At 49.3% G+C, this 12979-nt stretch carries 10 protein-coding genes; 8 read left to right on the top strand and 2 right to left on the bottom strand.

From position 1 onward, the window contains the following. The first annotated feature begins 18 nt into the window (after positions 1-18). Genes B2899_RS17715 through B2899_RS17705 form a run of 3 tightly spaced genes read left to right on the top strand, consistent with a single transcriptional unit; the run spans position 19 to position 2793 of the window. On the top strand, positions 19-966 hold the full coding sequence (locus B2899_RS17715) for an RluA family pseudouridine synthase (RefSeq protein ID WP_246147342.1): 948 nt from the start codon (positions 19-21) through the stop codon (positions 964-966). 11 nt (positions 967-977) lie between these two features. After that, positions 978-2279: an HD domain-containing protein gene (locus B2899_RS17710; protein ID WP_146810807.1), complete on the top strand. Its 1302-nt coding sequence runs from the start codon at positions 978-980 to the stop codon at positions 2277-2279. A gap of 16 nt (positions 2280-2295) precedes the next feature. Next, positions 2296-2793 (top strand): YwhD family protein, encoded by a 498-nt coding sequence (locus B2899_RS17705; RefSeq protein WP_146810805.1) that lies wholly within the window; start codon positions 2296-2298, stop codon positions 2791-2793. 263 nt (positions 2794-3056) lie between these two features. Here the strand turns inward: B2899_RS17705 and B2899_RS17700 are convergent, their stop codons facing one another. Continuing rightward, positions 3057-5087: a transglycosylase domain-containing protein gene (locus tag B2899_RS17700; protein WP_146810803.1), complete on the bottom strand. Its 2031-nt coding sequence runs from the start codon at positions 5085-5087 to the stop codon at positions 3057-3059. A gap of 212 nt (positions 5088-5299) precedes the next feature. Further along, complete coding sequence (locus tag B2899_RS17695) at positions 5300-6898, bottom strand: alpha/beta fold hydrolase (protein WP_286887482.1); 1599 nt, start codon at positions 6896-6898, stop codon at positions 5300-5302. Between the two features lie 248 nt (positions 6899-7146). Here B2899_RS17695 and speE point away from each other — a divergent pair, with 248 nt between their 5' ends. The 5 genes from speE to B2899_RS17670 form a co-directional block, all read left to right on the top strand. Beyond that, positions 7147-7977 carry a polyamine aminopropyltransferase gene (gene speE / locus B2899_RS17690; protein WP_146810799.1) on the top strand — a complete coding sequence of 277 codons (831 nt, stop codon included), beginning with the start codon at positions 7147-7149 and terminating at the stop codon, positions 7975-7977. Between the two features lie 12 nt (positions 7978-7989). Beyond that, complete coding sequence (gene speB / locus B2899_RS17685; protein ID WP_286887479.1) at positions 7990-8856, top strand: agmatinase; 867 nt, start codon at positions 7990-7992, stop codon at positions 8854-8856. A gap of 237 nt (positions 8857-9093) precedes the next feature. Further along, complete coding sequence (locus tag B2899_RS17680; RefSeq protein WP_146810795.1) at positions 9094-9543, top strand: DUF1934 domain-containing protein; 450 nt, start codon at positions 9094-9096, stop codon at positions 9541-9543. Positions 9544-9554: 11 nt separating this feature from the next. Continuing rightward, the gene (argS, locus tag B2899_RS17675) at positions 9555-11225 is read left to right on the top strand and encodes an arginine--tRNA ligase (RefSeq protein ID WP_286887476.1); all 1671 of its coding nucleotides are present in this window, start codon (positions 9555-9557) and stop codon (positions 11223-11225) included. A 465-nt stretch (positions 11226-11690) separates the two neighbouring features. Further along, positions 11691-12979: methyl-accepting chemotaxis protein (locus tag B2899_RS17670; RefSeq protein WP_286887473.1), on the top strand; the 1289-nt coding region annotated here is incomplete at its 3' end.

The following is a 12979-nucleotide window of genomic DNA, read 5'->3' as shown; positions in this document are numbered from 1 at the left end:
TAAAAAGCGGGTGAAAGCGTGGCATCGTGGAAAATAGAAGGAAAATGGCTGGAGTATGAAGTGAAGACGGTGGACAGCGGATTGTCTTTAGAGGCGCTGCTGAAAGAGCGCTTGTGCGTTTCAGGGCGCATGCTTCAGCGATTGACAAGAAAAAACGGACTGTTCGTAAACCGGAAACGCCCTTTTCTCAAAAAGAAAATGAAAGCTGGCGATAGAATTCGATTGTTGGTTGCAGATACGCCGGAAACGACGCTTCCGCCTGTAGAAATGAATATCTCCGTGCTATACGAAGATGATGCGGTACTGGTGGTGAACAAGCCGGCCGGAATCCCGGTACATCCGGTGAAAGAAGGCCAGAATTATACGCTGGCTCACGGCATTGCCCATTATTGGCAGCAGCAGGGAAAGCCGCGTGCCGTTAGGCCTGTGCACCGGTTGGATAAAGACACGAGCGGTGCGGTGCTTATCGCAGGCAACTCATTTATTCATCAATTGCTGGATAAGCAGTTGCACGAGCATACGGTTCGCCGCACGTACCTGGCCGTCGTGGAGGGACATCCGGGAGTGGAAGGAGAGACAGGGACAATTGCTGAACCGATTGCCCGTGATCCGCATCATCCGACTCGTCGGCGTGTCCAGGCGGATGGTGACGAAGCGATTACCCGCTATCGGGTCGTGGAACGCTTCTTGCCGGTTCCGGGCATGATAGAGGGCGGGGCATCCCTCATGGAAGTCGAGCTGGAAACAGGGCGTACCCATCAGATACGGGTTCACTTCAGCCATCTGGGTTTTCCGCTTATTGGCGATACGCTGTACGGAGGCGTAAAAGCAGGAGGGATGCGGCGGCAAGCACTGCATGCGGCCTGCCTGGAGTTTGGCCATCCTGTAACAGGAGAGGTGCAGAGTTGCAAGGCGCCTTTGCCGGAAGATTTGGAGCGCTTGTTGAAGCGGCTTCGTCAAACGTAGGAGGAGTGCATATGGCGGAACGTTTACGGGAAGAAAAAGTATTTAAGGACCCTGTACATCGCTATATTCATGTGCGGGATCAGCTTATCTGGGATTTAATCGGCGCAAGCGAATTTCAGCGGCTGCGCCGCATTCGCCAGCTCGGCACTTCTTATGTAACGTTCCACGGCGCGGAGCACAGCCGTTTTAATCATAGTCTCGGCGTTTATGAAATTATGCGCCGGATTCTTGGCCAGTTTGGACGGCGGCTTTCCTTTTCGTTCTCTGAAGAAGAACGGTTGTTGTGCCTGAGTGCGGCGCTCTTGCACGATATCGGCCATGGACCGTATTCGCATTCATTTGAAAAAGTCTTTCATACTGAACATGAGGAGTGGACGCGGCGCATTCTGGTGGGCAATACGCAGGTTAATAAAATCCTGCGCAGCGTCTCGGACGACTTCCCGTGGAAAGTGGCTGCGGTTATCGGAAAGACATACGAGAATCCGCTGGTGACGAGCTTAATTTCAAGCCAGATTGACGCGGATCGGATGGATTATCTGCTACGAGATACGTATTATACGGGGACAAACTACGGTTTTTTCGACATGGAGCGCATTCTTCGCGTACTTCGTCCGCTTGAAGACAAGGTTGTCGTCAAGCATACGGGAATGCATGCGGTCGAAGACTATATCGTAGCTCGTTATCAGATGTACTGGCAGGTATATTTCCATCGTGTTACACGCAGCGCGGAAGTAATCCTGCGCAAAATCTTTGAGAGGGCGCGCGATCTGTACCGGGCCGGTTATACGTTCAACTGGCGACCCGCGCATTTCATTCCGCTGTTCGAACAGAATATTACACTGGAAGAGTACCTGGCGCTTGATGAGCCGACGGTGATGTTTTATATGAACGAATGGTGCAGAGAGAAGGATGAGATTCTGTGCGATTTGTCGCAACGATTTATGAACCGACGGCTCTTTAAGTATGTGGAATACGGTGAGAAAGTCGGCAGTGTAGAATGGAAACGGGAAGTCGATGAGCTATTCCGGTCCGTCGGAATTGACCCGACGTACTATCTGGGAGTGGATTCTCCTTCGGATTTGCCGTATGATGTTTATCGAAGCGGCGATGACGGAGATCGGACACCGATTTATTTATTGATGCCGGACGGCAAGCTGGAAGAGTTGTCGAGGCGTTCCGTTATCGTGGAATCGATTTCGGGCAAACGGAGGTACGATCACAAGCTGTATTATCCACTTGACTTACTCGATGACGGTACGCGCGACCCGAACACCGTTCGGGAGATTAAGCGGCGTCTGCGTGTTCATCAATAAAGGAGGATTTATACGTATGGATATGTTCAAAGGAAAACAGGGCGGATTCAATATCATTAGCAACAAAAACCAGGTGCATGGCGGATATGGCGCAGGCATGATCGATTTGAGCAACGTGTCTTCCATTATCGTGAATGAAGAGGAGGCCGTAATTGATATCGGTGCTCTCCACGCTAAGAGCGCGGTGGAGAAGGGCATAAAATTCTCCATAAATAAAGAAGATGTGCCGAACGGCAAGCGCTACTGGCTCGTCTGGGTGGCGACCGATATGGGAGAGAACGGGGCGTACTATGCAGGAGTGACTGCATGCGAGATGCTAATTGACAGAGAAGCACGCCGGGGCTGGAAGATTCTCGCCGACCATGTTAACAAGATGGACTATGCGATGAAACGCCGGTTTATTCTGGATGGCATGAATGAGAAGGAAAAACAAAATTTGCGTAAGCTTTTAGAAACCCATAAGCCGGAGATGTGGAAAAACTCGCCGGATGAGCTGAAAGAAAAATTAGCCTAATTCAGGTATTTTATCCCAAAAACGCTGATGGAAAAATGAACAGAATGTGAATTTTTTTGCCGCTAATTGATTGCCGCATTACGACTACGCTAAAATGTAAAAGTGTATTATGCACATCTATTACTAGGACACGTAAAAGGGGAAGCGAGTGTCAGGGAACACGTTCTGCTTCCCCTTTTACAAAATTAAGAAGAGACAGGGCCAAAAATATGCCCTGTCTCTCGCTTATGTGCAACAATTCGTTTCCCTGTTCTGTTCCCTTTTTAATTCCAGAACTTTAGCTTATCCCAGAAGGATTCTTCCTGTTTTATCTCTTCTTTGGGTTCCGGTTTCGCTTTCGGCGCTTCGTAGTATTCTTTCGGTTCCGTGCCCGGAATGAAGTACATTAATTCCTGTTGCTTTGAATCCTGGCTTGCCAGTTTATCGCTGGCCGTGTCAACATACATCGGGACGACACCCGGCGGAACGGGAAAGACGGCGGCTGGTTTCCCGGCAAGTGCCTGTTCAATGAAGTCGGCCCAGATGGGTGCGGCCTGTCGCGCGTCAGCAAAACTATCAATCTTACGGTTATCATCGTACCCTACCCACACGGCCGCAGCCAACTGCGGTGTAAACCCGCCCAACCATGCGTCGTAATCGGTCGTACCCGTTTTCCCGGCAACCGGCCGGTGCAACTGAGAGTGTACCCGTTGCCCGGTTCCGCCCGGTTCAAATACTTTCTCCATCATATGCGTCAGCAGAAAGGCGTTTTCCCGGCTAACGACCTGTTGTATCTCGGGCTTAGTTTCTACCAGCGGATTGCCTTCACGGTCCAGGATGCGCACGATGGCGAGCGGCTCCGCTTTCTGACCCTGGTTTGCGATGGTCGCAAACATGCGCGCCATCTCCAACGGCATGACGGGATTGCTGCCAAGCGCAAGTGAAGGCAATGGCTGAAGCGGCGAATTTATCCCCAGGCGTTTGGCCATATTCAACATCTTGTCCGGCCCAATGGTTAGGTGGGTCTGTACAGCATAAATATTATCTGATCGGGCAATCGCCTGCCCCATCGTAATGTAGTCATACAGATACTGGTCACCGTAATTTTTTGGAATATACGTTTCGTTATTACCAAATGTGAAAACGGTCGGTTCGCTTTTAATTTTTGTTAGCGGTGTGAACCCGTTTTCCAACGCGGCCAGATAGAGTGCAGGCTTCAAAGACGAACCGGGCTGGCGACGGGCCAAAACTCGATTGAATTGGCTCTCTTTGTAGTCGCGTCCTCCGATCATGGCGCGGATATACCCGGTCTGCGGTTCGATGGCTATAAGTGCAGCCTGCAGTTGACGGTCTTTCGGCAGATATTTTTGCACCGCTGCTTCTGCTTTTTGCTGCATGACAGGATCTAGCGTAGTGTAAATGCTCAGGCCGCCATGCTCTATTGTATCCTCATCGATCCCATACTTTTCTTTTGCCACCTTAACCACATAATCACGGAAATAGGGCGCGATTGTTTTGCCTTTCATATCATCAGGCGAGGCCAGTTTAAGCGGCTCGGCGAACGCTTCATTCGCCTGCTGACGCGTGATATAGTGTTCGCTTACCATTGCATTTAGCACGATACGCTGGCGATCCTTTGCTGCCTTCATATTGAGGAACGGCGAGAAAAAGCGCGGACCTTTGGGTATTCCGGCCAGCATGCTGGCTTCGGCCAGCGTTAATTCGCTTGCGTTTTTGCCGAAGTATGTTTTTGCCGCCGCCTGAATGCCGTACGCTGCATGCCCATAGTAGATTTGATTCAGATACAATTCCAGTAGCTCCGGCTTGGTGTAATTCAGCTCCAGTTGGATGGCCAGCATCGCTTCCTTGTATTTTCGCGTCCATGTTTTGTCATGGTTCAGGTACAGGTTGCGAGCGAGCTGCATCGTAATCGTGCTCGCGCCTTCCCGCTTGGACATGTGGCGCAAATCTGTCAGTGCGGCTCCGGCGATGCGTTTAATATCGAAGCCTGCATGCTCATAGAATTTCCGGTCTTCGATGGCAACAGACGCCTGCTGCATGTACTTTGGAATTTGCGCAAGCGGCAGGAAGACGCGGTTTTCTCCTTTATAAAGCGTAGCGATAACCGTATTATCGGCACCGTAGATGGTTGTGGTTTCGTTTATATCCGTTTTTGGCAGGGGTTGGGAACGAAGATAAAGAATAAATAATGAAAGCAACGCCGCAAGAATGAGCAGTGCGATAAGCAGCCAGCGCACTGTTTTACCGGCGATTCGCAACCAGCGGATTAGCTGATCCTCCTGTTTGATTTCCATTGTGAAGACCTCCCTATGCCTTCTACTATCTTGCAGTATCAGTATGGGGAAATCTAGCAAAATCTATACGCAGAGAAAAATGAGAGGACAAAAGACAAAACGCGAGGGTAGAGACGGAATAAACCGTGAGGGTGCGGACGAAGGCGTCCCGGTTTCCCGAAAAGAAAAACCATGCTCGAGAACCTTTTGGTTTCAGGCAATGGTTTCTATTATTATCTGGCATGAATCCAGGCTGCAATATCATCGATGACATAAGAAGGAACGTTAGCCGGATTGAAATATTCCTCCGGGTTGCTTATCTGACCTTCGCCTTCCGTGAAGAAATGGTTTAGCTTCGGATAAAGCTTATACGCTACGTTGTCCCGATGTGCCAGCGTTTCTTTCCAAAGTGTAAATTCAGTTTTTGCCGGTACCTGATAGTCGCGCTCTCCCTGGAGAATGAGCAGCGGCTTGGTTTGCTCCTTTGCCATATCGGCCGCTTTAATATTGCGAATGGAATCCCAGAACATCGGCTGTCTGAACGTAAACTCTTTCGGCGGATTTTTGCCGGAGAAGTTCGGGTCTTTAAGCAGCTCGATCTGCTTTTTCATCAGTTCGAGGTGGTCTTTCGGCAGCTGTCCGATGGAAGCCAGATACTCGAACTGATCGAGCATAATATCGGGCAGCGTGCGGGCCGGTCCGGCCAATAAGATGCCGCCGGCAATCGGTTTATCGGCCCCTTTCGACAAAATCTGCGGCAGCATTAGGCCGCCTTGGCTGTGACCAAGCACATAGATCTGGTTTGTATCGATGTTTGCCGTTTTTGCAAGCAAGTCAACTGCGTGAAGGGCGTCCTCCGTTGTTTCTTTATCTACCGTGTGCGCAGGATCGAACATTGTTTTGGCTGCATGCTCGAAGGTGCGTTTATTGTAGCGCAGCACGGCGATATTTTGTGAGGCCAGTCCATGCGCCAGGTCGCGGAACGGCTTCAAGGCAAAGGCGGTTTCATCCTGGTCAAGCGGCCCGGATCCTTGGACGAGAATAACAGCCGGGAACGGCCCTTCCCCTTTCGGCATAGTTAGCGTGCCGGGAAGCGCAAAGGTACCTTCTCCGATAATCACTTCTTTTTCTGTGAAGGTGTCAGGCTTGCTGTATGTAGGTTCTTCCGCGATTTTCTGCGCCGGAGGAAGAAAAAGGACACTGAAATCGTCGATTTGACCCTGTCTGTTCAGGCTTACCGTGAGCGGCACGGTGGCTTTTTCGAAGACAAGCGGAATTTCTACGCTTGTATGGACAGCATTTTTGCTTTTCAGTTTGGCGTCTCCGATGTGTTTCAAAGCACCTGCTTGCATTTGTTGGGGCAGGGCGGTCCAGTATCCCTCCATTCTTTTTTCGTCCACTACCTTAAGCAGAGCGGGGGAGAAGTTTCGGACGGCTTTATCGAACTGTCCTTTTTCTATCGCTTCGATGAAAGCGTCTGCCGTTTTCAGACTTTCTTTTTCCACTTTTTTGGCGGTAAGTTTCTCCAGCAGAAGAGAAGGATGGACCATTAGCTTGCCGCCTATCATTTCCGCTTTTCGCGGCAGCGATAAAGCTTCGCCATTAACAGTAATCTGATCGCTGTTTTGCGTCACAACGATCGTAACGTCTCCCAGCGTAACCGTGGCGGTATGGGTTTTCGGATTCCAGGCTATCGCTGCACCTGTTTCCTGAACTATTGTTCGCAGGGGAGCAAGCGATTCTTGTGGCGGCCCGGAAGCGGATGCAAGCGACGGGATGCTAAGCGCGGCTGTCAGAGAGGCGGCAAGTACCTTTTTCTTCAATGAATTCACAGGTAAATTCCTCCTTGTTACAAAATGGATACATAAGGTTATACGAAGAAAAAATGTAAAAGTTTGATTATTTTTAATGTAATTTGCCTGGAGAGAGGGAGGAGTATTGGGCAGGATAAAAATGAGTGCTTGATTTTTAGGATAAGTCCTATATAATTTACTTGTTTTGAAAGTATTGCAGCAAACGTCAATTGCGGAAAATATTGATTTTTACACAAAGTAAGGCATGTGAAAGGAGACTGGGAAACATGGGTGGATTCTGGTTCACGGAGAAACAAACCGAGAACTTCGGCATTACGATTAAAGTCAACAAAACTTTACATACAGAACAAACCGAATTCCAAAAGCTTGATATGGTGGAAACGGAAGAGTTCGGCAACATGCTGTTCCTCGACGGTATGGTTATGACATCGCAAAAAGACGAATTCGTCTACCATGAAATGGTGGCGCACCCGATTCTCAACACGCATCCGAATCCGGAAAACGTGCTGGTAGTCGGTGGCGGAGACGGCGGCGTTATTCGCGAAATCATGAAGCACGACAAAGTAAAGAAAGCTACGCTGGTGGAAATCGACGGCAAAGTTATCGAGTACTCCAAGAAATATCTCCCGGAGATCGCAGGCGAGCTTGATAACCCGCGTGTGGAAGTAAAAGTGGACGACGGCTTCATGCATATCGTAAAAAGCAAAAACCAATACGATGTTATCATGGTTGATTCTACAGAGCCCGTAGGTCCGGCGGCTCCACTGTTCGAGCGCGGTTTCTATCAAGGCATCTATGAAGCGCTGAAAGAAGACGGCATGTTCGTGGCGCAGACAGATAACCCCTGGTTCAAAGCAGATCTGATTCGCAAAGTGAACAAAGATATTAAAGAAATCTTCCCGATTGCCAAAGCGTACATTGCCAATATCCCGACATATCCGAGCGGTATGTGGGTTTTCCAAATCGGTTCGAAGAAATACGATCCGGAAGCGGTGGACGTACATAGCATTCCGGAGCGCGAGACGAAATACTACACACCGCGTTTGCATCACGCGGCGTTTGTGCTTCCAAAATTTGTGGAAGACTTAGTGAAATAAGGAGGGCCCACCGTGCATTTTTTTAACCCATCTTACAGCGGCCACGCATTTATTGAGGCACAGAGCACATATGAAGATGCGAAAGCGGTCATTTATGGTATGCCGATGGACTGGACGACCAGCTTTCGTCCCGGCACACGTTTCGGCCCGACACGGATCCGGGAAGTATCGATCAACTTAGAAACCTACAGCCCATATGCGGATCGTGAGCTTGAAGAAGTCGCTTTTTTTGATGCGGGTGACATTCCGCTTCCATTCGGAAGCGCACAGCGCAGCCTGGACGCAATCGAGGAATACGTACGCAAGATTGTGGCGGACGGCAAGTTCCCGATCGGCCTCGGCGGCGAGCATCTGGTGAGCCTGGCGCCCATTAAGGTCATGGCGGAGAAATATCCGGATCTTGTAGTGGTGCATATTGATGCACATACAGATTTGCGCGAGGAGATGGAAGGCGAAGCGCTTTTCCACTCTGCGGTTATCCGCCGTGCGCTTGATTATGTAAGACCGGAGAACGTATACCAGTTCGGTATTCGTTCCGGCTTGAAGGAAGAATTTGAATTTGCGAAGGAGCGTATGCACCTGCATAAATTCAAAGTGATTGAGCCGCTCAAGGAATGTCTGGAAGAGCTGAAGGGCCGCCCGGTATATGTCACATACGATATTGACGCGATAGATCCGGCATTCGCTCCGGGCACGGGCACGGCTGAACCGGGCGGAATTACATCTACGGAAGCGATCGAATCCATCTACCTTCTTTCCCGGCTGAACGTTGTCGGCTTTGACCTCGTAGAAGTAGCGCCGGTGCTGGATCAGTCCGAGAGAACGCAGATTCTTGCATCCAAGATGATTCGTGAAGTTATTTTGACGATGGTGAAATAGGGAATAAATAGAGGGAGTGCGGCCTGTGAATAAGCTGCACTCTTTCTTTTTTCCTTATTTTCACAGAAAACCACCATGGCTTTTCGCCCGCAACCCGGACATGAAAATGACGGGAAGGGCGGCTGCCTTTTGTGGTACGAAGGAAAAGAGAGAAAAGAACGAGCTCGGCTTGCGCCTTCTTGACCGTATCTCGTAGAATAAAGAGATAACGATAATTGAACTTTTCAGGTGATAGAATTGGGTAAACCCCCCGTACAGGAAGTCAACATCGAGTTAACCAGTAAATTCGCCATCAAAATCGCTCCTCCCGACATACATAAGGCCGCCTATTCCGGGCAGCTTCATTTCATGAACGGAACCTGGTACATAAAATATGTCGAGCAGGAAGAAGAAGGGCAGACGAATGCGACCGTCAAAGTGAAGGAGGACGAAATCGTCGTCATCCGCAACGGAGTCGTGTCGATGCGTCAGTCGTACCGTCCCGGCGTAAAAACGAGTGGTTCGTACACCAGTGCGGCCGGAGTGATGCAGATGGATACCGATACGAAGGACATGCGGCTTCATTATGATGAAGATGGCTATCTCTCGGAGGCGGTCTGGGTGTACGATTTGTATTTGAATGAACAAAAAATCGGGCGGTATACGGTGCAGTGCCGGCTTACCCGCCTACAACGCAGCATACATTGAGGAGGATTATTGTGAGTGTAGTAGAACAAACCAAAAGTAAGATTGTCGATCAAATTAAGCAGGCGGTCGTGGCAGCGGGGATTGTCGAAGCGGAACAAATCCCCGATTTCGTGCTCGAGCTTCCGAAAGACAAGCAGCACGGCGACTATGCGACCAACGTGGCCATGCAGCTAACGCGAATTGCCCGCAGAAATCCTCGCCAGATTGCAGAAGAGATTGTAGCCAAGTTCGATAAACAGGCGGCCAGCATTTCCAAAATCGAAATCGCCGGCCCCGGCTTTATCAACTTCTACATGGATAACAGCTATTTGACAGAAGTAATTGGACAAGTGATTGAGGCGGGTGAAAATTACGGCCGTACAAATGCGGGAAAACAGAAGAAAGTACAGGTTGAGTTTGTCAGTGCCAACCCGACGGGAAGTCTGCACCTGGGCCACGCACGTGGTGCGGCATTCGGTGATGCGCTGTGCAATGTGCTGGATATGGCAGGGTATGATGTATCACGTGAGTACTACATCAATGACGCCGGAAATCAAATCGTAAACCTGGCTCGTTCTCTGGAAGCGCGCTATTTCCAGGCGCTTGGCCAGGATGCGGAGATGCCGGAAGACGGGTACTACGGTCAGGACATTATTGACTTTGGGAAAGAGTTGGCCGAAAAAGACGGCGATAAATACGCCAAAATGGATCCGGAGGAGCGCTTTGTATTCTTCCGCAACTGGGGCCGCGACAAAGAACTGGAGAAAATTAAGAAGGATCTTGCCGATTTCCGCGTGAAGTTCGACGAGTGGTTCAGCGAAACATCGCTGTATGAAACGAATGCGGTAGAACAAATTGTGGAAAAGCTGCGTGAAAAGGGCTATGTATACGAAAAAGACGGTGCGACCTGGCTTCGTTCCACCGATTTTGGCGATGACAAGGACCGCGTACTGATTAAGCAGGATGGTACATACACCTACCTGACGCCGGACATTGCCTACCACGAAAACAAATTCAGCCGCGGCTTCGAACAGTTAATCAACATCTGGGGCGCTGATCACCACGGCTATATTCCCCGGATGAAAGCGGCGATGCAGTGTCTGGGGCATAATCCAGAGCAGTTGCAAGTGCTGATTAATCAGATGGTGAGCCTGTATCAGGGCGGGGAAAAAGTGAAAATGTCCAAGCGTACCGGTAAAGCCGTTACGATGCGTGACCTGATGGAAGAGGTAGGCACGGACGCGACGCGTTACTTCTTCACAATGCGCAGCCAGGATGCGCACCTGGACTTTGATATGGACCTTGCGGTGTCGAAGTCAAACGAGAACCCGGTATTTTATGTACAGTATGCGCATGCACGTATTTGCAGTATTTTCCGCCAGGCTGACGAACAGGGGATTGCATTCGATGTGGCAAAAGCGGATTTTAGCCGTATGCAAAGCGAAAAAGAGATTGACCTGCTAAAGCATCTGGGCGAGTTCCCTCAGGAAGTGGCAGGCGCAGCGGAAATGCTGGCTCCGCACCGTGTTGTGCGTTATGTGCATGAGCTTGCATCTCTATTACACAGCTTCTATAATGCAGAGCGTGTCATTACCGAAGATGAGGGGCTCACTCATGCTCGTCTTGGTTTAATGAGAGCGGTACAAATTACGCTGGTGAACGCGCTTCGTTTGATTGGTGTTTCCGCACCGGAGCGTATGTAGTAAATAAATATAGGGGAACTGACGGGCGGTTTCTCTCTTCCCTGGTGGGACAGCTTACTTAGAGTAGGCTGTCTCTTTTTTTATGGTATAGGAAAGTATATGTCACTTTACAGTGATAAAGCAATATACACTTTCCCTCTGTTAGTAAGCGAGAAAAAACTCGCGAGGCGTGCGCCAAACGTTATTTTTTCCATGTGGAGCGTGTGACACGGAGGGCGAGAAAGACCGGCAACACCCGCGAGTTTTTCTCATTGTTGTATAAATTTACTTTGATCTTTCGACATCTGTTCGGTGGCATGGGGATTGGATGGTCGGAAAGATGGATTTATACTTGCAGGCGATTTAAGGCTAAATTTTGAAGAAATATAGGCATATAGTTGCAATTATTATTTTTGTGTGATACAAAAGTACTACATGATGGAAAGTAAATAAAGTTAAGTAAAGAGAAAAGGAGGAGATGCGAAGGTGAAATGGACAATCGGAAAAAAGATTATTTTATGTATGCTTGTCAGCATATTCGGATTATCAGGAATTTTATCATGGATTAGCTACGTCACGACGAGAAATAATTTGATCGAAAGTATTGATAAAAAGCTTGTATCCGATCTTCAACTTGGCTATAAATACATCGATACAAAAATGCCGGGGGAATGGAAGATCATAAACAATGAATTGTACAAGGGAGAGGTGAAAATAAACAACAACTTCGAAATCGTGGATGAGATCGGGGCTATGACGGAAGGAAATACGGTGACGATTTTCCAGAATAACACACGTGTTGCCACAAACGTTAAAACAGAATCGGGGCAGCGGGCAGTTAACACAAAGGTTGCGCCGGAAGTCGAAGAGATTGTGTTAAAACAAAAGAAGCGTTACATCGGGCAGGCCAATGTAGTAGGAAAAATCAATCAGGCCGCCTATGAGCCGATCCTTGATGCGCAGGGCAACGCTATCGGAATCTGGTACACAGGCGTTCCGGAAGAGCCGTATCAAAAGCTGGCAGAGAAAGCCGCCCTGCAAAATATCTTTGCCGCACTCGCAGCTGCGGTCATTTTTTCAGCCGCCTTTTTTCTGTTCATCAAACGAACCCTTCTCATTCCGTTACGGAAACTTCGCGATTCCGCCCATGAAATTGCGAATTACAATCTGACTGCGAAGCTGTTCAATCCAAAGAAGAAAGATGAAATTGCGGAACTGGGCGTAGCCTTTCAGATGATGAACAAAAATCTGACGCGTATTGTACACAATGTTATGCGGGGTGCCAATCAGGCAGCTGAAGCGTCCCATGAACTGTCGGAAGCGGCCCATCAAACCGGGGAATCGTCTACCCAGATGGCGATAACTGTGAACGAGATCGCGGAAGGGGCAGGCAAGCAGGCTGAACAGGCAACGGACATTCTCAAAAACATGGAAGAGGCAGTAAAGCAGACTGAGCAGGGAACACGATATGTAGAACAGACAAAAGAGAACGCACTACAAGCAACCCGGGCAGCACACGAAGGAGAAAAAGCCATTAACGAAGCAATTAAACATTTAAGTTCTGTAACAAAAACCGTGGCGTTTGCCACCGATTCCATCCAGAAGCTGGGCAGGCGCTCGGATGAGATTGGCGGCATTATTACTGTTATTACGGATATTTCAAACCAGACCAACCTTCTGGCCCTGAATGCGGCCATTGAAGCGGCCCGCGCGGGAGAAGCGGGCAAGGGATTTGCGGTAGTGGCCGATGAAGTGCGGAAGCTGGCCGAGCAATC

Origin of the sequence: Aneurinibacillus sp. UBA3580, from assembly GCF_002375825.1 — a bacterium.
Classification (GTDB): domain Bacteria; phylum Bacillota; class Bacilli; order Aneurinibacillales; family Aneurinibacillaceae; genus Aneurinibacillus; species Aneurinibacillus danicus.
This window is presented reverse-complemented; position numbering and strand designations above follow the sequence as displayed.